This window comes from Salmonella sp. 741265050_HSA, assembly GCF_046569445.1.
Lineage (GTDB): Bacteria > Pseudomonadota > Gammaproteobacteria > Enterobacterales > Enterobacteriaceae > Salmonella > Salmonella enterica.
Genome location: NZ_JBKFSV010000002.1, coordinates 54968 through 74976, shown reverse-complemented (window position 1 = coordinate 74976; position 20009 = coordinate 54968). Strand labels below are relative to the sequence as shown.

13 protein-coding genes and 1 pseudogene are annotated in these 20009 nt (G+C 53.9%); 2 read left to right on the top strand and 12 right to left on the bottom strand.

What is annotated here, in order from left to right; translation table 11 throughout:
- Window positions 1-34: 34 nt before the first annotated feature.
- On the bottom strand, window positions 35-934 hold the full coding sequence (gene yegS, locus ACLD4F_RS06025; RefSeq protein WP_411010727.1) for a lipid kinase YegS: 900 nt from the start codon (window positions 932-934) through the stop codon (window positions 35-37).
- A gap of 564 nt (window positions 935-1498) precedes the next feature.
- Between yegS and steD the strand changes: the two genes are divergently transcribed.
- Window positions 1499-1834 carry a type III secretion system effector SteD gene (gene steD / locus ACLD4F_RS06020; RefSeq protein WP_079944209.1) on the top strand — a complete coding sequence of 112 codons (336 nt, stop codon included), beginning with the start codon at window positions 1499-1501 and terminating at the stop codon, window positions 1832-1834.
- Window positions 1835-2162: 328 nt separating this feature from the next.
- Window positions 2163-2579 (top strand): CesT family type III secretion system chaperone, encoded by a 417-nt coding sequence (locus ACLD4F_RS06015; protein WP_079825359.1) that lies wholly within the window; start codon window positions 2163-2165, stop codon window positions 2577-2579.
- Window positions 2580-2588: 9 nt separating this feature from the next.
- On the opposite strand, the pseudogene ACLD4F_RS06010 reads toward ACLD4F_RS06015, so the two are convergent.
- The 11 genes and pseudogenes from ACLD4F_RS06010 to mdtA form a co-directional block, all read right to left on the bottom strand.
- Window positions 2589-2768 (bottom strand): annotated as a pseudogene (locus ACLD4F_RS06010) (non-LEE encoded effector protein NleB); the annotation flags it as partial.
- A 450-nt stretch (window positions 2769-3218) separates the two neighbouring features.
- A complete protein-coding gene (gene yegQ, locus ACLD4F_RS06005) occupies window positions 3219-4580 on the bottom strand; it encodes a tRNA 5-hydroxyuridine modification protein YegQ (RefSeq protein ID WP_001517981.1) in 1362 nt (453 codons plus the stop codon).
- A 115-nt stretch (window positions 4581-4695) separates the two neighbouring features.
- Entirely contained in the window at window positions 4696-6807 is a 2112-nt protein-coding gene (locus tag ACLD4F_RS06000) for a DUF4034 domain-containing protein (RefSeq protein ID WP_411010726.1), read from the bottom strand.
- A gap of 10 nt (window positions 6808-6817) precedes the next feature.
- Window positions 6818-7534 carry a DUF1266 domain-containing protein gene (locus tag ACLD4F_RS05995; protein WP_001650029.1) on the bottom strand — a complete coding sequence of 239 codons (717 nt, stop codon included), beginning with the start codon at window positions 7532-7534 and terminating at the stop codon, window positions 6818-6820.
- Window positions 7534-8736, bottom strand: coding sequence for a hypothetical protein (locus tag ACLD4F_RS05990; protein ID WP_023138384.1), 1203 nt, complete (start codon window positions 8734-8736; stop codon window positions 7534-7536). The genes ACLD4F_RS05995 and ACLD4F_RS05990 overlap by 1 nt, the downstream gene beginning before the upstream one ends.
- Before the next feature lie 268 nt (window positions 8737-9004).
- Window positions 9005-9727 (bottom strand): two-component system response regulator BaeR, encoded by a 723-nt coding sequence (gene baeR, locus ACLD4F_RS05985; protein WP_000137854.1) that lies wholly within the window; start codon window positions 9725-9727, stop codon window positions 9005-9007.
- A complete protein-coding gene (gene baeS / locus ACLD4F_RS05980) occupies window positions 9724-11127 on the bottom strand; it encodes a two-component system sensor histidine kinase BaeS (RefSeq protein ID WP_000870081.1) in 1404 nt (467 codons plus the stop codon). Before baeS ends, baeR begins: the two co-directional genes overlap by 4 nt.
- Window positions 11127-12539 carry an MFS transporter gene (locus tag ACLD4F_RS05975; RefSeq protein ID WP_079981515.1) on the bottom strand — a complete coding sequence of 471 codons (1413 nt, stop codon included), beginning with the start codon at window positions 12537-12539 and terminating at the stop codon, window positions 11127-11129. Before ACLD4F_RS05975 ends, baeS begins: the two co-directional genes overlap by 1 nt.
- On the bottom strand, window positions 12536-15616 hold the full coding sequence (gene mdtC / locus ACLD4F_RS05970; RefSeq protein WP_080108648.1) for a multidrug efflux RND transporter permease subunit MdtC: 3081 nt from the start codon (window positions 15614-15616) through the stop codon (window positions 12536-12538). The genes ACLD4F_RS05975 and mdtC overlap by 4 nt, the downstream gene beginning before the upstream one ends.
- Window positions 15617-18739: a multidrug efflux RND transporter permease subunit MdtB gene (gene mdtB / locus ACLD4F_RS05965; RefSeq protein WP_411010725.1), complete on the bottom strand. Its 3123-nt coding sequence runs from the start codon at window positions 18737-18739 to the stop codon at window positions 15617-15619.
- Window positions 18739-19980 carry a multidrug efflux RND transporter subunit MdtA gene (gene mdtA / locus ACLD4F_RS05960; RefSeq protein WP_079944205.1) on the bottom strand — a complete coding sequence of 414 codons (1242 nt, stop codon included), beginning with the start codon at window positions 19978-19980 and terminating at the stop codon, window positions 18739-18741. The genes mdtB and mdtA overlap by 1 nt, the downstream gene beginning before the upstream one ends.
- Window positions 19981-20009 lie beyond the last annotated feature (29 nt).

The window sequence follows — 20009 nt, the reverse complement described above, 5'->3', positions numbered from 1 at the left end:
GGATGTGAGCGCATCCGGCCAGCGACTGGTGTTATTAACGTAGCAACGGGCAGTCTGGCGGCAGCCGACAGCGTAATGCGCCAGGCAGCACCTCAATATGAAATTCTTGCCCGCTGAGTGGTTCGCCATCCAGATTGAACGTGATTTCATGCGGCGCATGAATATCAAACCACGCCGAGGCGCCGTCAATAATATTCGGATTGTCATCTGACTGCGTGAGTGTGGAAAACAGCGCCGGCAGCAGTTCTTCGCCGGTAAAAATCCGTAGCTGTAACAGCCCGTCGTTAATCAGCGCGGTGGAACATAATTGCTGCCCGCCGCCGGCCTGACGACCGTTGCCGATGCCGATCACCAGCGCATCTCCCTGCCAGTGAAAGTTTTCGCCACGTATTTCGCAGCGGTCAGGGGTCAGCGTATCCATTCTCATCAGACCGTGAATAAGATAGGAGACGCCGCCCAACGCGGCTTTAAGTTTTTCCGGCGTTTCGGTGGTAATGCGGGTGCCAAAACCGCCCGTCGCCATATTGATAAAACAGGTTTTATCATTGACCCTGGCCATATCAATTTCCATCGCGTTTCCGGCAATCGCCAGTTTCAGCGCTTTGTCCAGCGCTTCAGGAATACCGGCGCTGGTGGCAAAATCGTTGGCAGTGCCGAGCGGCAAAAGGCCCAGTGCAGGGGCTACGCCGTCGCGGATCTGGATGAGCGCGGTCGACACTTCATTAATGGTACCGTCTCCGCCGCCGGCAATCACCGTTTCAACGCCCAGTCTACGGGCTTCATCAACGTAACGCTGCGCGTCGCCTTTTTCCCAGGTTACCCGAACGTGAATCTGTATACCTTCGTCGCGAATTAGAGTAATGGCCTCACGTAGCGGCTGGTTATCAGCGCTTTTGCCATTGAGGATCAGTAAGCTGGCGGGAAAGTTAGCCATCCGTTATGCCTTAATAGGTTGAACAACAATCTCCAGAAAGTGTATAGCAGAAATGAAAAAGCGAGGTCAGAACAGGATGAAAATTGAAATGTTGCGCACTTATTGCTTTACCGTTTTTCTTCCTGCTGTACGCAGCGGTAAGTAAAGCATGGTTTAAGGCAAATGGCGACAAGAGAGATGCCGGTATACGCATTGAGTATCGCTTGTGAGAGTGCAGGGAAATCACAAGGGGTAGTCAGACGCTTTCCGATGTAGCGCCTTTAATAACGAAACGGAGGATTAACAAGACGAACATACGTCAGTTATCAGCATTAATTTCAAACACCACAATATCAGATAAAAACCTGATATTTATTACCAAACATACTTTTTAATAGCATAAAATCGAAATGTTCTTTAGACTGCTTTGGCAGGAACAAGGCGCACTATTAGCAGTACACTATTCTTGTTATCAAATAAAACCTATTTAGATGATGACTTAGCACGGTGTCTTATAGTCGTACCGTTGCCTGAGGTATCGCTTTTCTCATAAACATAAACAGGCATGTGCATGAAGAGGTTTATATGAATGTCACTTCAGGCGTGAATGCGCAAACGCCATTGCTCCCCCCTTCTGAACGGTGTAATGAAGAAAGTCCGGCAGCTGAAATCGTTGAGTTTAACGCTTACGGCAATAAACCCAGATGTTTAATATGCGTGGGAACCACGGCATTGTTTACAGGTATTTTCAGTGGGGTATGCTCAGGGGCTGTCGCCAGTGTCAGTAGTGGTGCTGCATATACTACCGCTCTGACGGTTTTAGGCGCATCGTTTGGCATGGGGGGAATTGGTATGATGGGAATATGTGCCGGACTATACCTTAGCGCAAATGGCGTCAGAACTTGGCCAGCCTGGCCATAAATGAGCAAACACAGCAAGTCATAGGGAAAAGATGAATTCCGACGATGACACGGGGTGTTAAGCGTCCAGACCAGAGGCTTATGACTTATACCCAAAATAATTCGAGTTGCTTAAAGGCGGCAAGAGAGTGAGTCCCCAGGAGCATAGATAACGATGTGACTGGGGTGAACGACAAATCTGCCGGGAGCAGATTTGAACGTCGTGTGCGACGGCCCGTCAGGGCGAGGCCCATGGATGGGCCGAGTAATCCGTAGCCAACACATAAGCAACTTTAAGCAACTTGAAGTATGAAGGGTATATATGGAAAATTTTTAGAGTATGGGGTGTTATGTATTCAAGAGCCGATCGCTTATTAAGACAGTTTTCACTAAAATTAAATGTCGATTCAATTGTCTTTGACGAAAACAGATTATGCTCATTTATTATAGATAACCGTTACCGTATTTTACTAACAAGCACTAACAGCGAGTATATAATGATATACGGTTTTTGCGGAAGACCTCCGGATAATAATAATCTTGCTTTTGAATTTCTCAATGCTAATTTATGGTTTGCAGAGAATAATGGACCACATTTGTGTTATGATAATAACTCACAATCATTATTACTGGCTCTCAACTTCTCACTCAATGAAAGTTCTGTAGAGAAACTTGAATGTGAAATTGAGGTGGTTATTAGATCAATGGAGAATCTGTATCACATTTTACAGGATAAAGGAATAACTCTGGATACCGATTATACGTGACGGTGGGAAGGGCGTTTGGTGATCGAGTGGTAATAGAGGATAATCAACCCCGGCAATACTTACATGGCCTGATGAAGGTGGACTGAGCGTAGGTGCGATGGTTTGAGTATTACTTTGACATGAAATCAAACCTCTAATCCGGGAAAACATTATTTTAATCCTTGTAAAAGCGGCATTAAAACGTGCCATATTTTTACACGCTTAAATTATCAGTTTTTAACCTTAATTTAATAACCTGGAAACTTTTTGTGTAAGTGCTCACAAAGTAGTTATTAATTTAATTCACTGATTTTAAACGTTAACGTCACAATGCTAAGTCCTGAGTCCGACCGGATGCGGGGAGGATTGTGACTTGCTGGCTGGCCATGAATAGGGGAGGTCTGTAAACCTAAGCGCCCATTTGCGCTTTGGTTAGTGTGGTCAATTTTGGATGTGGCGGAAAGTACCACTTTTTTATTGATTATACGCAAAAAATAAGCCTGCGTAAGGGAGATTACGCAGGCCAAGGAGGTGGTTCCTGGTACAGCTAGCATTTATGGGTTATGTTTTTCAGCGCGTTGAATAATACCCGCATTGAGCGAAGCGGTATGTGATCAATTTCTAAGAATCTTCCCGCCATGAAAAAATAACCGCAATTAACTACTTAGCATGGGGGTTACGCGTTGATTCGCCTGAGAAATTACGCATCAATAGTGCGTAATCCAGCGTAACGTCCTGCGGGACGGGCATCCAGACGGTATAGCCATCGCCAGGTGCCACCGGCATAGCGTCGCCTTTGGCGTTCTCCATCTGTTCCAGGGTGAAATTGATATTTCCCTGCGGTGTCATCAGCTCCAGACTATCGCCAACGGAGAATTTATTTTTCACCGCCACGGCCGCCAGTTGGCCTTTACGCTCGCCGGTGAACTCGCCGACAAATTGCTGGCGTTCGGAAACGGAGTACCCGTACTCGTAATTCTGGTAATCGTCGTGCGTATGGCGACGCAGGAAACCTTCGGTATAGCCGCGATGAGCCAGACCTTCCAGCGTTTCCAGCAGCGTAGGGTCGAAGGGTTTACCCGCGGCGGCGTCGTCGATGGCCTTACGGTAGACCTGCGCGGTACGGGCGCAGTAATAAAAGGATTTGGTGCGGCCTTCGATTTTCAGCGAGTGGACGCCCATTTTCGTCAGGCGCTCCACGTGGGCGATAGCGCGCAAATCTTTTGAGTTCATGATATAGGTGCCATGCTCGTCTTCGAACGCGGTCATGTATTCGCCCGGTCTTTGGGCCTCTTCTATCATAAACACTTTATCCGTCGGCGCGCCGATACCGAGCGTCGGCTCAACGTTCTGTACCGGAATCGGTTCGTGCTTATGCACGATGTTGCCGACAACGTCTTCTTTTCCTTCCTGCACGTTATATTCCCAACGGCAGGCATTGGTGCAGGTGCCCTGATTTGGATCGCGTTTATTGATGTAGCCGGAAAGCAGGCAGCGGCCGGAATAGGCCATGCATAGCGCGCCGTGGACGAAAATTTCTATTTCCATATCCGGCACCTGCTGGCGAATTTCCTCAATCTCTTCCAGCGACAGCTCGCGGGAGAGAATCACACGGGTCAGCCCCATCTGCTGCCAGAATTTTACCGTCGCCCAGTTTACGGCGTTAGCCTGTACCGACAGGTGAATCGGCATTGCCGGGAAGTGCTCGCGTACCAGCATAATCAACCCTGGATCGGACATGATCAGCGCATCCGGGCCCATCTCGACGACGGGTTTCAGGTCACGGATAAAGGTTTTGAGCTTGGCGTTATGCGGGGCGATGTTCACCACCACGTAGAATTTTTTTCCGAGCGCGTGGGCTTCGTTGATGCCAAGCTGCAAATTTTCGTGATTGAATTCGTTATTACGCACGCGTAAAGAGTAGCGCGGTTGGCCCGCATAGACGGCATCGGCACCGTAAGCGAAAGCGTAACGCATATTTTTCAGCGTTCCCGCCGGCGAAAGAAGTTCTGGTTTAAACATCATTTTCTCGTTCTGATGACAGGTCAGATCCGCCTCACCTGATGAGGCGGCTTGAGGAGAGTCCTCACTTTAAGGGCGGGCATTGTAGCGCCGTGGGAGAGGGGAGTAAACCACCTTACACCATTGAGTTGACCTGTCCCGGCAGCTCTGAATTCGGGATGCGGACGGTATACCAGGCGAAACGAAAGCGTTTCCAGAAAGAATCGAAATGCAGGTGGTCCAGGCAGTCCATAACGATTTCATTATCCGGGTAAAGCGTGAAGGCAAAATGTGCCCAGCGTGCGCTTAGCTTCATATTAAACAGCGTTCGATCGTGTTTATTACCGTGCAGGCGCGATAGGGTCACCATAGCATGTAGCGTGCCTTTGTTGGCCTCTTGTTGCACCAGTTCCAGATGCTTATGCGCCAGCGTAATATCCTTCACTTCAAAAATATTCAGCAGGAACAAGCCCCAGGCTTCTTTATGCCCGAACTGATGCGCCAGCCAGAGATTATCGAGCAGTTCTTTTTCATAAGCGGAACGTTTTTCGGTATCAAGTTCTTGTTTACTCAGACGCTGGTTGCAGATGCCAATGCTGAAATGAATATTTTTCAGGTCATTTTCATAGTCGGTATAGCCTCCGTTATCTATTAATTTGTACGGGGTGCTCTCGCGCAGCGCTAACTGCCGGTGCAAAATCTCCGCCGCGCGCTGAAAATACCCTAACGCGATGGCAGGATCGTAAGGTAGTAGGCCGTTGTTCTCTTTATTATTGTGTTCAAGACCCAGCAGGTTTAGCGCGGCGGGTATATTTCTTTGTGCGCCCAGCTCTGCCAGCGGCACGAAATGTTCCGGGAGCCCGAACCAGTTGAAATTTTTAATCGCCGCCCGCCAGTTATGGTTATATTGAATGTCGGCGACGCTATCGAGCCAGGCGAGGCCTTGCGCCTCATCCTTTTCGAAACCCAATAACCCGGCGTACTGAAAGTAGCCACGGCGGATTTTCGGCACTGCGAATTCCGTTTGCTGCGCATTCTGGCAGAGAAAATTATACATCCACCAGGTGTCAGGAAAATCGCGCAGGGCGAACTTTATCGTGCCATCAGAGAAGTAATTGTTGAGCTTAACTTTTTCCACGATCGAACGCTGAAGGGTTCGCCAGAGCGCGTCATTATCGTCCAGATCGCTATAGCAGACCCGAAGCCACTCCAGCGCGTTGTGGCGAGATTCCTGAATATGCGCTCGCAGGCTAATCTCTTCGGCTTTGGCGATAATACGTTCCTGTTCTGCCGGGGAGTCAACCTCTTTGATGCGCAGATCGCGGTGATCGTCCCACCAGATTAATAGCTCCAGATGTTCACGTTCTGCGGCAGAAAGGTGATCGCATACGCTTGATTCCAGAAATTCGCGGATTTCCTCGTGAGACCCTCCCCAGCGCGGCATACGAAACGGGATATATTCATCCAGCACGTAAAATGCCGTCGGGAAAATAGCCAGGCAGACGGCGAGCCAGTATTTTTGCCCGGCATCGTCATTGCACTCCGGCAGCACGGACGGGCGCGGCAAATTTGGGCAAACCGCGTCGGCAAACGACAGCCCGGAATGGGCCATCAGCGCGTCCACCTCCTGCGGTGAATGGCGATGATATTCAGCCAGATCTTCCATTAATGGCTGCCCGGCAACATCCGCGCCCACGAGGAACTCAACCAGCCAGTCGGGCTGGCCGAAGACTTTTGAGTTGGTGCTGGTCAGGGCCGCCGCCATCCACTGGCGCGGTTCACAGTCGATAGCATTGAGCGCGGCGATGACCATCCGTTCGTTGCAGGCGGCGGCGCAGATCCACATCGCTCGGGTGGTTTCTCTCGCCCAGCCATAGCTGCGGTAAAGCCACGCACGGTGATTCCAGTATTGCGCCTCGGCAAGCCAGGCGTGAGTGGAGCGGGGACAAGCGCGCTGCCAGTTTTTGATCAGCGCTAATCCTTGCGGCCCAGCCTCAACCAGCGTGTCCATATCGTAAAAAGGGTTGTCCATTTGATTCCAGGCGAAGAAATAGCGCTTTTCCGCTTCGCGGCTGGTAAAGCTCTCCGTCAGCGCCTGGTTGTAGCGTTCGTCCAGTTCGTCATAGCGTTCTTCGCGCAGCAGGCCGGGAATATCGGCGATATGCCATTCGCGTTGCCCGTCATTGAGGGGATTTTTGTGGTTGCACATCTCAAACATAGCGTTGAGCAGACGATCATCCTGTTCCATAAAGCGTCCTTTAAATCGGCTCGAAAATTTTGAATTCATTCCACGGCAGTTGTCGCCAGCGGCTGACCGGGTCTTGCAAATAATGGGTGGCTTCCTGTAAATCCCGTCCGGCAAGCGCTGTTGGCGTGTCACGTAGCGTGAGCCATACCCGGCGGGCGCGAACGTAGGCGGTGGCGTAATCCTCCCAGGAATCAAAACAGTCCTGAGCGCGCTGGGCGTTAAGTAATAACACCAGCCAGGCCTGATGTACGTCGCACCAGCCGAGCCCGGCGATACAGCGGGTCAGAAAGGCGGTGCGCATGCAGTCGAAAGCCAGCGCGTCGCGGACCTGGCCCTGGGCCGCCAGATGATGATAAAACGTGCGCGGCGAGCTGCCGATGCCCGCAGGCCAGCGGCGTAAGATATCCTCGACCTTGTGGCGTAACGCCGCGCCGTCGAGGTTTTCGCTCAAGCCCAGCTCTTTTTTTACCTGCTGTGCCAGATAGCGGCGTTTGTCATCGTCAAGTTTGAAGACCAGCTCAACGCCTTTGGTCGGTAGCCCGTTGCGCCGGGCGAGGATATCGGCTAGCGCCAGCGCCCATTGCCGCCGTCGGGTATCGCGACGCAGATCCTTCAGGCGATCTTTTTCTTTCTCCTCGGCGATACGGGCCGCAATCAGCGGTTTGTTTTTTTTGTAGTTGCGCCAGCTAAAAAATAGGGCGGCAATAATAAGAACAACCCAGAACATTAGCGCTCCTCCCTGGTTGCAGAAAGATAGCGCGTGGTTTGTAGCGTCAGGCTTTCAATTTCGAAAGGTTCGCTACTGGTGTTTTTCCCGGCAAGCGTAGGGTGCCATTCATGTCGTGGAAACAGCATTTCCGCAGCCGTCGCCACGTTAGGATCAACAACCTGAAGGTAGCGCAGTGCCTCCGGGGCGCTGTGCAGCAGCAGCCACTGTAAAGCTACCGGGGGAGTGGGGAAGTGTTCCATTAAATGAAAATTGTCATGCAGCACATTGAGCAGAAAATTGAGGTCATGAATATGCGTAATAAATTTCCAACCTGAATATTCCGGCGTCGATTCATAAACTATTCCCATCCCTTCGCAATCAGCGTGGCGCTCAGGAAGTGGTTGCAGATGGCGTAACAGAGATAAAACATCGTTAGCATATTTCTTAATAGGATGGCGATTTTGCTTACCTTTAATCTGATCAATGCTCAGGCCGTTATTACCAACCACCAGGCTTATTGTGACGTGGGGAATATTATTGCCGTCGCGCAGGCTGAACAGGCGAAGTTTCTGTTGTTCAATTTGCCGGGCGTAGTAATCACCGTAGCCGCCGGAAAGCGCGCCTTTATTATCAAAATCTCCGACGCAGTGTTGCATATGCCAGGATTCATACGCCATCTCACTGCGCAGGCCGGGGTTTGTTGCATCAAGCTCAACCAGCACACCGTTATTCACCGCCATCACCGGTTTTAGCGCCTCGCTGTTGGAGGGATACCAACCTTGTTCACGCAGGCGCTGCATTTTTTGATGCTCCGCTTCGCGCATTGCCAGCACGGTAAAGCAGTTGATACGCTGTAGTTTAGTTTCCAGCCGCGTTCCTTCCTGCCGCGAAAGAAATTCCACTAAATCTCTTTCCATTGCCACAAGTTGCGGGTGCTGAACGTTAAGGTAGTAAAAGCGCTCATCGCCACCCAGCTTTGGCGCCAGCCAGGCGGGGATTTCTGCATCAGCGCTAAAATAAACGGCATAATCGGCGACGGAGCGCACAGGATAAACGTGAGGAAAGTCACCAATGATCCAACGATAAAAATGGTTGCTTAACCAGCGCTGGATATTTTCGCTGTCGCCGCGTTGTTGGCTCCGGGAAAAAATAGACGATTTTACATTTGGCGCATTTATTATATTGCGTGGTTTATAGCGGTGAGATGACGTTTCTGTCATAAAAATCCATGTATAATTAAGCTGGTATTATGTTTATGTATTTTTAGATTCACTTAATGAATTAATGCGCAATAAGTTTAAAAAACTACTCACAGTATATCGGTAAACTAAAAAGAGCGGCCAAATAATTTATTGTCCCCGATCGCGTTCGTCGTGGTTTTCGGGATACCGCTCGGCCAAAGGAAAGAGGACTGTGTGTTAATTCCGCCAGAATAGCGTTGGCGGAAAATATCGTCTTACGACCTTGTTATTGTTATGCCAATAATCATTATACCAGGCGACACGCATCCGCTTCCCAGCGATATCCCACCCCGTAGACCGCGCGTATAAATGACTGTTCGGCATCCAGCGATTCCAGTTTACGGCGCAGGTTTTTAATGTGGCTGTCGATAGTACGATCGGTCACCACACGGTAGTCGTCGTAGAGGTGGTTTAACAACTGCTCGCGGGAAAAAACTTTACCCGGTTCAAGCGATAAGGTTTTTAGCAGACGGAATTCAGCGGGGGTTAAATCCAGCGCTTTACCACACCAGGAGGCCTGAAAGCGGCTTTCATCAATCATTAACGGGCTTTCGGCATCCTGCTGCTGGAGTTCGCGCTGCGGTTTACAGCGGCGCAAAATGGTTTTCACGCGGGCCACGACTTCGCGTGGGCTGTAAGGCTTACAGATATAATCATCGGCGCCGATTTCCAGCCCAAGCAGCCGGTCGATCTCTTCGATTTTGGCCGTGACCATCACAATGGGGATGTCGGAAAAACGACGAATCTCCCGGCATAGCGTCAGACCATCGGTACCCGGCAGCATCAGATCCAGCAGGATCAGATCCGGCGGCGTTTGACGCACATACGGCAGTACCTTGTCGCCATGATTGATGAGCGTGGGGGCGTAACTCGCCGCGCGTAAGTAGTCAATAAGCAGCTGTCCCAGCTTGGGTTCATCTTCAACAATCAAAATGCGCGGCGTGTTTTCATCAATGGGTAATTCAGTCATACTTCTCTCTGTAAATCGCGATCCAGCGGTAACTCTACTGTAATGCTAACCCCGCCAAAAGGCGAATGAGCGGCGTGAAGATGACCGTTATGCGCGTGTACAATATTGACGCATATCGCCAGCCCCAGTCCAGAACCGCCGCTGGCGCGGTTACGGGACACTTCCGTGCGGTAAAAACGGTCAAAAAGCTTTTGTAACTGTTCATCGCTGACGCCCGGTGCAGAATCGGCAAAGGTCAGGAATAATGATTTGTCGCGTTGTTCGGCGGAAATATGCAGGCCACCGCCGCTGTCGGTGTAGCGCAGACTGTTTTCCAGCAGATTATTAAACAGTTGCATCAGGCGATCCGGGTCGCCGAAGACGGTCATGCTATCCGGCAGCGCGTAATGTAGCGTTAGCCCCCGGCTGGTAAAGCGCTCTCTGAACGCGCCGCCAGCGACTTCCAACAGGGGGACAAGATCGACGGTCGTTTTTTGGTAAGCCAGCGCGCCCTCGTCAGACAACGACAGCTGATGCAGGTCGTCAACCAGTTTGGTAAGCGTACCGACTTCCGCCTGTAGCGAGGTAACCGATTCTGGCGTGAACTGGCGAACGCCATCCTGAATGGCTTCCAGTTCGCCGCGCAATACCGCCAGCGGCGTGCGCAGTTCGTGGGAAATATCCGCCATAAAGTCGCGGCGCATCTGCTGGTTTTTTTCCAGCGTGCTGGCAAGCTGGTTAAAGTCCTGCGCCAGTTTTCCCAGCTCATCGGCGCTGGTTGGGGTCACGCGCGTGGTAAAATCCCCCGCCGCCAGTCTGTGCGTACCCTCGACCAACCGTTTGACCGGGGCGAGCAGGCCACGCGCCAGCAAAAATGTCGCCAGCGCGGCCAGCAACGTTGATAACGCCACGATCATCCAACTGGCGCGCCGCTGCTGCATATCAAAATTAATATCCGTATTGCGCGTCAGCCGCTCGACAGGCGAGGCGATAATCGCGCCGACTTCGACGCCATTGACCAGAATGGGGCGGCGAGTACCGTCATGCGGCACCGGACCGCGTGGGCCGACCAGCACCCGGCCATTTTGATCGACGACCCAGAATTGGGTGCGCCAACCGTGCGGCGGCATACCGGGGCCGGGTTTATCGCGGTCGTTGTCATGCTCAAATGAACGCAGAATCTGGAAAACGAAGCGATCATTGTTACGTAAAAAACGCCAGTTGCCGTGTTGCTGGTACTGGTCGCCCAGCGCATCGCCCAGCATTTGTAGCCGCTGCTCGTTGCCGTGTTTGATATAGTCAATAAATCCGCGTTCAAAACTGACGCGCACGGCCCAATGCATACTGATCAGCAGCACGATGCAGGTGGCGAAAATCGCCAGAAACAGCTTGCCGGTGATTCCGGGCCGCCAGACTTTCATTACAGGCTCCTTTTACGCCGTGAAATGATCATGTTTTGCTGTGTATCGTTCGGCACGCGGGCAAAAATTATCGCCGGTAGCGCGATAATAACCGCCATACATAACCAGGTGTACATAAAGACGTGATGTGTGGCGCTACTGTCTATCCCGATATGCTGTTGGCCAAACATACCCAGCAGCATTCCGGCAATAGTGACGCCGATACTCATCGAGAGCTGCATAATCATCGATAATAAGCTATTGCCGCTGCTGGCCAGCGTATCGGGAAGGTCTTTTAGCGTTAAGGTATTCATGGAAGAAAAGCGCGCCGAGTTCACCATTCCCTGCAAAAGCAGTACCAGCGGCAGGAGATAATACCAGCCGAGCAGCGCAACCGACATAAACAACAGGCTAACCAATGCCAGTCCGAGCGTAGTCGCCACCAGAACCCGACGATAGCCAAAACGGTTAACTATCTGCACCACAATCCGCTTCATTCCCATGCTGCCCAGCACCATGGGGATCATCATCAAACCGGCATGAAACGGTGAAAAACCAAGACCAATTTGCAAAAAGACCGGCGTCATAAACGGCAGCATACCGCTGCCGATACGCCCGGCAAAACTGCCCAGCAACCCCAGTGAAAACGTGGGCGTGCGGAACAATCGCAGGCTGAATAACGCACCTGAGTTTTTTTTGGCATGGAAGAGATAGAGCAGAATGGCTGCCGCGCCGCCCGCAGCAAGTCCGGCTAATGTCCAGGGCGAAATCCCCATGCTTTTACTACCATCCAGCGCCAGCGTGAGTACCGCCATGCCGATAGCTAACAGCAGGAACCCCGGCAGATCAAAGCGCCGGGTCTCTATGGTGTAGTTTGGCATCAGCATAAAGGTTGCCATAGCGCCGACAATTCCCACCGGGATATTGATCAGAAAGATCCAGTGCCATGAAGCATATTCCACCAGCACCCCGCCCAGCGCGGGGCCGAGTAACGGCCCGATCTGTCCCGGTAGGGTGACGAAGGTCATTGCCGCCATATATTGCGTGCGCGGCACGATTTTCATGACCGTCAGGCGTCCGACCGGTACCATCATCGCGCCGCCTACGCCTTGTAAAACCCGCGCTAATACCAGTTGATTAAGCGTGCCGGAGAGGGCGCAAAACAGCGAACCCAACGTGAACAGCACAATGGCGGCAAAGAAAATATTACGCACGCCGATTTTATCTGCCAGCCAGCCGCTGGCGGGGAGCATCACGGCGACGGTAAGAACATATGACACCACTACCATGTGCATATGCAGCGGGCTTTCCCCCAGGCTTTTCGCCATGGAGGGCAGCGCAGTGTTGACGATGGTGGTATCCAGCGACTGCATAAAAAAGCCGAATGCCACAATCCAGAGTTGCCAGCGGGTGTTGTCAGGAAGTTCTGTCATATCTCTACTACCGGTTTGCTATTTTTACGCGAAAAACGCAGCCGCAGACGATCGAAAAAGAGGTACACCACCGGCGTGGTATAGAGCGTCAGGAGCTGGCTCATGACCAAACCGCCGACAATGGTTATCCCCAACGGCTGCCGTAATTCCGAACCGTCTCCGCCAGATAACACCAATGGCAGTGCGCCGAACAGCGCCGCCAGCGTGGTCATCATTATTGGACGGAAGCGTAACAAGCAGGCCTGGAAAATGGCTTGTTCCGGCGTCAGGCCGCCGCTTCGTTGCGCTTCAAGCGCAAAATCGACCATCATAATGGCGTTTTTCTTCACAATGCCAATTAATAGCATGATCCCTATCAGGGCGATTAGGCTGAAAGGGGCATTGAAGAGCTCCAGCGCCAGAAGCGCCCCAACGCCCGCCGATGGCAGAGTAGAGAGAATGGTCAGCGGATGGACGTAGCTTTCGTACAGTATCCCCAGCACAATGTAGACGGTAGCGATCGCCGCCACTATCAAAATAAGCTGCGAATTCATGGTCTGCTGGAAGACTTGCGCCGTTCCGGAAAAACTGCCGCGTACCGTCGGGGGGACGCCAAGCTGCGTCATGGTGCGATTAATGGCCTCCGTCGCCTGCGATAACGATGTGCCGGTCGGCAGGTTAAAGGCAATCGTGGACGCCGCGGAAAGTCCCTGATGGTTCACCGACAGCGGCGCATTGGCGGGCCGCCATTGGGCGAAATAAGAGAGGGGGATCGCTTTTCCGTCGCGGTTGATAACAAACATTTTCTCCAGCGCGCTGATATCCTGGCTATAGCGCGGATCGACTTCCATCACCACTTTATACTGGTTCATCGGCTGATAAATGGTGGAAATTTGCCGCTGGCCGAAAGCATTATTTAACAGACTGTTTGCGGCCTGAACATCAATACCCAGCCGTGACATGGTGTCGCGGTCGTAGATAAGGTTCATCTCCGCGCCGTTATCCTGCTGATCGGAGTTTACGTCCGCCAGTTGCGGCAGGGCCGAGAGCGCTTTGCGTATTTTCGGCTCCCACTCGCGCAGCGCCGCCAGAGAGTCAGACAGCAACGTATATTGGTAACTGGCGTTAGCCTGCCGCCCGCCGACGCGAATATCCTGTACCGCCATCAGAAACAGCCTGGCGCCGGGTTCTTTTGCCAGTTTGACCCGCAGTCGATCAATGACTTGCTGCGCCGTCTCTTTGCGTTCGCCGCGCGGCTTCAGCGTAATAAACATCATGCCGCTATTCACCCGCGAGCCGCCGGTAAAACCAGTGACATTATTCACCGCCGGATCGTCGCGAATAATTTTCATAAAATCCTGCAGCTTGCCGCGCATGGCCTGGAAAGAGATGCTTTGGTCAGCCTGAATACCGCCCATCAACACGCCGGTGTCCTGCTCCGGAAAGAATGTTTTAGGGATGGCGATATAAAGCCAGATGTTCAGCGCAACGGTGCCAAGAAAAACCACCCCGACAAGACGCGTATGGTTAAGCACCCATTTTAACGACGTGCCGTAACCCTGTTGCAAGGCGACCAGCAAACGGCCAACGCCCCGTTTACGCGGTTGGGGGCGCGGTTTGCTTGATTTAAGCATCCAGCCGCACATCATCGGCGTCAGCGTGAGCGAGACCACCAGCGAAATGCCAATCGCCACCGAGAGGGTAACGGCGAATTCCCGTAATAATCGCCCTGGCAGACCGCCCATTAACAGCAGCGGCAGAAATACCGCCACCAGCGACAGACTCATGGAGATGACCGTAAACCCGACTTCCCGCGTACCCTGTAATGCCGCCTGCAAAGGTTTCATTCCCGCCTCCAGATGGCGGGCGATATTTTCCAGCACCACAATGGCATCATCAACGACAAATCCGGTCGCGATAGTCAGCGCCATCAGCGACAGATTATTGAGGCTGAAGCCGCACAGATACATGGCGGCGAAGGTGCCGATGAGCGAAACGGGAACGGCGACGGCGGGGATTAGCGTGGCGCGCCCGGAACGCAGGAATAAAAACACCACCAGGATCACCAGTGCGACAGAGATAGCCAGCGTCTCTTCTACCTCTTGCAGTGACGCGCGAATCGTCGGCGAACGATCCTGGGCGATTTGTAAATCGATAGCGGCGGGGATCATTGCCCGCAGTTCCGGCAGTTTTGCCCGGATGCCGTCGACCGTCTGAATAATGTTGGCCTCCGGCAGCTTGCGGATCATCAACAAAATAGCGGGTTTAGCGTTCGTCATCCCGGCGTTACGGACATCCTGCACCGAGTCGGTGACGCTGGCGACGTCGCCCAGGCGTACCGCCGCGCCGTTGTTATAGTGAATAATCAGCGGCTGGTATTCGGCGGCGGTTTTCAGTTCGTCGTTGGTCTGGATTTGCCAGCGGTGCACGCTATCTTCAATTGCGCCTTGCGGTCGGCGTACGTTGGCGCTGTCGATCGCTTCGCGGACCTCATCCAGCGAGACGCCCTGGTTAAAGAGCGCCTGCGGGTTTAAGCCTACACGTACTGCGGGCAGGGAGCTGCCGCCGACGTCAACATCGCCGACGCCGTCAATTTGCGCGATGGTTTGCGCCAGTTGGGTAGAGGCGAAATCATACAGTTTGCCCTGTGACCAGCTCTCCGAGGTGAGCGTTAAAATCATAATCGGCGCGTCGGACGGGTTGGCCTTGCGATAAGTCGGGCGGCTGGGCATTCCGCCTGGCAACAAGCTTTGCGCGGCGTTAATGGCGGCCTGCACGTCGCGCGCCGCGCCGTTAATATCACGATCGAAATTAAATTCGAGAATAATGCGCGTACTGCCGAGCGAGCTGCTGGAGGTCATTTCATTGACGCCTGCAATGCGTCCCAAAGAGCGTTCCAACGGCGTCGCCACTGACGAAGCCATGGTTTCCGGCGAGGCGCCCGGCAGCGAGGCGCTAACCATAATCACCGGGAAATCGACCTGCGGCAGCGGGGCGACCGGCAGCAGACGAAAGCCCAGAATGCCGCACAGCGTAATGGCGGCGGCAATCAAAATGGTGGCGACCGGGCGGTAGATGAAAAGGGCGAAAAAGCGCATCTACGCCTCCTCTTTATGGCGCGGAAAGCGACTTTTCACGTACAGCGACAGGCGGTCAAACAGGAGATAAATCACCGGTGTGGTAAACAGAGTTAATACCTGGCTGACCAGTAAGCCGCCTACCATCGCGATCCCCAACGGGCGACGTAATTCCGCGCCAACGCCGGTACTCAACATTAATGGCAATGCCCCGAGCAACGCCGCCAGCGTGGTCATCAGAATCGGTCGAAAACGCAGCAGACAGGCCTGGAAGATAGCGTCGCGCGGGCTCATCCCCTGTTCGCGTTCGGCGGCGAGGGCGAAGTCAATCATCATGATGGCGTTTTTCTTCACGATGCCGATCAGCAAAATAATGCCGATAATGGCGATAATATCGAGCTCGCTACCAGCGATGATCAGCGCCAGCAGCGCGCCGACGCCCGCCGTAGGCAGCGTTGAGAGAATCGTGATCGGATGGATAAAACTCTCATACAGCACGCCGAGCACGATATACATCGCCACCACGGCGGCGACAATAAGCCAGACGGTGCTGCCCAGCGCCGCCTGGAAGGCGAGCGTACTGCCCTGAAACTGCGTTGTAATATCCGCTGGCAGGGCGAGCGTTTTTTCCGTATCGAGAATCGCCTGCACCGCATCGCCGAGCGAATAGCCCTCCGGCACGTTAAACGAAAATGTCGTAACCGGGAACTGATCTAAATGATTGATGGAGAGCGGAGCGAAGCGCTGCTCAATGCGGGCAATCGCGCTAAGCGGTACGGTGCCGCCGTCGCGGCTCGTCAGGCGAATCGTCTGCAGCGCCGCCAGGCCCGGCGTGCTGGCGGTATTATGTTCCAGCACGACGCGGTACTGGTTCGCCTGGGTATAAATCGTTGAAATCAGGCGTTGTCCGAACGCGTTGTAGAGCGCGTTATCCACATCCGCCATGCTGATACCCAGACGGCTGGCGCTGTCGCGGTCGACATTCACCCAGGCCGCTAATCCCCGATCTTGCCAGTCGCTGCTTACCTCAGAGAGCTGTGGTAACGACTGTAGCGCGTTCTGCAGTTTTGGCACCCAGTGGCTGAGCGCATCGAGCGTCGTGGCCTGCAGGGTAAACTGATACTGCGTGCGGCTGACCTGCGTGTCGATGGTTAAATCCTGCGTCGGCTGGAGATACAGCGCCACGCCGGGAATCGTCGCCACGGCGGTTTGCAGCCGGGAGATCACCTGCTGCACGCGGTCATCACGCGCATCCAGCGGCTTGAGGTTAATTTGCAGGCGCGCGCTATTCAGCGTGGGGTTAGCGCCGTCTACGCCAACAAAAGTCGTCAGGCTTTGCACCGCCGGGTCCGGTAATATCCGCTCCGCCACCTGGCGCTGACGTTGCGCCATACTGGCATACGATGACGATTGCGGCGCCTGCAGCGTCCCCTGGATAATGCCGTTATCCTGTACCGGAAAGAATCCTTTCGGGATGACTATCCACAGCATAACGCTGAGCAGGAGCGTGGCGAATGCCACGCTCAATGTAAGCCACGGATGGTTGAGCACTTTCGCTAATCCGCGTCCGTAGCTGGCGATCACGCGGTCAAACATCCGCTCGCAGGCGCGGGAAAAGCGGTTTTGTTTACGCAGAGATTGCTGGCTGAGCATACGCGCGCACATCATGGGCGTGAGCGTCAAAGAGACGACGGCGGAGATTAAAATCGCTACCGCCAACGTCACCGCAAATTCGCGGAACAGTCGACCAACAATATCGCCCATAAAGAGCAACGGGATCAGCACCGCAATCAGTGAAAAGGTGAGGGAAATAATGGTAAAGCCGATTTCGCCCGCGCCTTTGAGCGCCGCCGCCAGCGGTTTTTCTCCTTTTTCGATGTAGCGCGAGATGTTCTCGATCACCACAATCGCATCGTCCACCACGAAACCCGTGGCGATAGTGAGCGCCATCAGCGTCAGGTTATTAATGGAAAAATCCAAAAACACCATCACCGCAAAGGTGCCGATAAGCGACAGCGGTACGGCGACGCCGGGAATAATTGTGGCGGGAATGTTACGTAAAAACAGATAGATAATCATGACGACCAGCGCGATCGCCAGCATCAGTTCAAACTGGGTATCGCGCACGGAAGCGCGAATATTGGTGGTGCGATCGGACAGGACCGTGACCTTCACCGATTTCGGCAGGCTTTCGGTAAGCTGGGGCAGCATCTGGCGAATGCTGTCCGCTGTCGCAATGATATTGGCGCCTGGCTGGCGTTGAACGTTCATCACGATAGCCGGCGCTTGATTCGCCCATGCGCCGAGCCAGCTATTTTCCGCCCCCTGTTCGACGGTGGCGACATCGCCCAGCCGTACCGGCGCGCCGTTTTGATACGCGATGATAAGCCTGCGGTATTCGTCGGCAGACTGCATCTGATCGTTAGCAGAAAGCGTCACCGCCCGTTCGGGGCCATCCAGACTGCCTTTCGCCGAGTTGACGTTGGCGCCGGTAATTGCGGTACGGACCGTTTCGCTGGTCAGACCGAGCGCGGCGACAGCCTGAGCATTCAGTTTTACGCGTACCGCAGGGCGCTGCCCGCCGGCAAGCGTCACCAGCCCGACGCCGGAGACCTGCGAGATCTTCTGCGCCACGCGGGTTTCTACCATGTCCTCTACCTGGGTCATTGGCATCGCGTTTGAGGTGACGGCAAGCGTCATAATCGGCGGGTCCGCCGGGTTGACTTTGCTATAAATCGGCGGATTCGGCAGGTCGGAAGGCAATAAATTGGTGGCTGCGTTAATCGCCGCCTGTACTTCCTGCTCGGCAACGTCCAGCGGCAGCGTCAACTGAAACTGTAGCGTTACCACCGATGCGCCGCCGGAGCTTTGCGACGACATCTGCTTCAGTCCTGATATCTGGCCGAACTGGCGCTCAAGCGGCGCGGTGACGGCGGAGGTCATGACATCCGGGCTGGCGCCAGGGTAGAGCGTAACAACCTGAATAGTGGGGTAGTCGACCTCCGGCAAAGCGGCGACGGGCAGGAAGCGATAGCCGATAATCCCGGCGAGTAAAATCGCCGCCATCAGCAGAGTGGTGGCCACGGGGCGCAGAATAAACAGACGCGAAGGGCCGCCCGTGCTGCCCGGAGGTAATACCTGCATCAGGCGCGCGCTCCTTTTTGACCTTCATGGCGGGAAGGGGATTTTTCATCCGCCACGGTGGTTTGCGGCTCAACGACCTCGACTTTTGCGCCTTCCGTCAGCCGATCAATACCATCGGTAACGACGCGATCGCCTGCCGACAAGCCAGCGCTGATCACCACGTTTCGGTTATCCTGAATACCGATTTTTACCCGCTTCTTGCTGACGTTATTTTCGTCGTTCAGCACCCACACAAAGTGGCCCTCATTGCCCATTTGCACCGCCGCGGCAGGCACCACAACGGCATTTTGTTCGGTATCGACCAGCATCCGGGCGTTCACAAATTGATTGGGGAACAGCGTATCGTCCTGATTGGTAAAGCGCGCTTTAATTTTGATCGTTCCCGTCGTGGGATCAATCTGGTTGTCCAGACTGAGCAACACACCTTCGCTCAATTTGTGCGAGTTAGTCCGATCCCAGGCTTCTACGACCAGCGCTTTCCCCGCTTTCTGTGCCTGAACCACGGTCGCGATATCGCTTTCCGGCAGAGTAAAAATGAGATCAATCGGGTGCGTTTGCGTAATGACGACAATACCGGCGGTATCGCTGCTGGAAATCTGGTTGCCGACATCCACCTGTTTCAGACCCACGCGTCCCGAGACCGGGGCCGTGATACGACTCCAGTCGAGCTGTAACTGCGCGCTGGCGACATTGGCTTCATCCGCTTTAATGGTTCCCTGGGTTTCGTTGACCAGTGCCTGTTGCGCATCCAGTTCCTGACGGGAAACCAGATTGGTTTTTGCCAGTTGCTGATAGCGCGCCAGATCACGACGCGCATTCGCCAGCGTAGCGTTATCTTTCGCCAACTGTCCCTGAGCCTGCGCCAGGGCGACCTTAAACTGGCTGGGATCGATTTGCGCCAGCAGATCGCCTGCGTTGACCTGCTGACCTTCCTGAAAGTGCAGGGCGATGAGTTGACCATCCACGCGGCTACGCACCGTAACGGTATTCGCTGCGGTCACGGTACCCAGCCCGCTCAGATAGCGCGGTACGGCCTGCGTGGTCGCGGTCGCGGCCTGTACCGGCGCCAGAGGGCCGTCGCGCATACCGCGGCGACCTGCGGCGGCGGTATGCGGCGCTTGCGCGGCGACGCCCGGCGCGGCGGTCGGGCTTTCGCTACGGCTATGCCAGAACCAGAATGCGGCGGCGGCCACTACAACCCCAATCGCTATTGTCCAGCGGAAAGTATTACTGCCTTTCATCGGTATAAGTTTCTCATCCTGAAACGTTT

Coding starts and splice junctions, on each gene's coding strand:
- baeS (WP_000870081.1), bottom strand. CDS start 11,127: ATGAAAGTCTGGCGGCCCGGAATCACCGGCAAGCTGTTTCTGGCGATT.
- mdtB (WP_411010725.1), bottom strand. CDS start 18,739: ATGCAGGTATTACCTCCGGGCAGCACGGGCGGCCCTTCGCGTCTGTTT.
- yegQ (WP_001517981.1), bottom strand. CDS start 4,580: ATGTTTAAACCAGAACTTCTTTCGCCGGCGGGAACGCTGAAAAATATG.
- baeR (WP_000137854.1), bottom strand. CDS start 9,727: ATGACTGAATTACCCATTGATGAAAACACGCCGCGCATTTTGATTGTT.
- mdtA (WP_079944205.1), bottom strand. CDS start 19,980: ATGAAAGGCAGTAATACTTTCCGCTGGACAATAGCGATTGGGGTTGTA.
- yegS (WP_411010727.1), bottom strand. CDS start 934: ATGGCTAACTTTCCCGCCAGCTTACTGATCCTCAATGGCAAAAGCGCT.
- mdtC (WP_080108648.1), bottom strand. CDS start 15,616: ATGCGCTTTTTCGCCCTTTTCATCTACCGCCCGGTCGCCACCATTTTG.
- ACLD4F_RS05975 (WP_079981515.1), bottom strand. CDS start 12,539: ATGACAGAACTTCCTGACAACACCCGCTGGCAACTCTGGATTGTGGCA.
- ACLD4F_RS06000 (WP_411010726.1), bottom strand. CDS start 6,807: ATGGAACAGGATGATCGTCTGCTCAACGCTATGTTTGAGATGTGCAAC.
- ACLD4F_RS05995 (WP_001650029.1), bottom strand. CDS start 7,534: ATGTTCTGGGTTGTTCTTATTATTGCCGCCCTATTTTTTAGCTGGCGC.
- ACLD4F_RS05990 (WP_023138384.1), bottom strand. CDS start 8,736: ATGACAGAAACGTCATCTCACCGCTATAAACCACGCAATATAATAAAT.
- steD (WP_079944209.1), top strand. CDS start 1,499: ATGAATGTCACTTCAGGCGTGAATGCGCAAACGCCATTGCTCCCCCCT.
- ACLD4F_RS06015 (WP_079825359.1), top strand. CDS start 2,163: ATGTATTCAAGAGCCGATCGCTTATTAAGACAGTTTTCACTAAAATTA.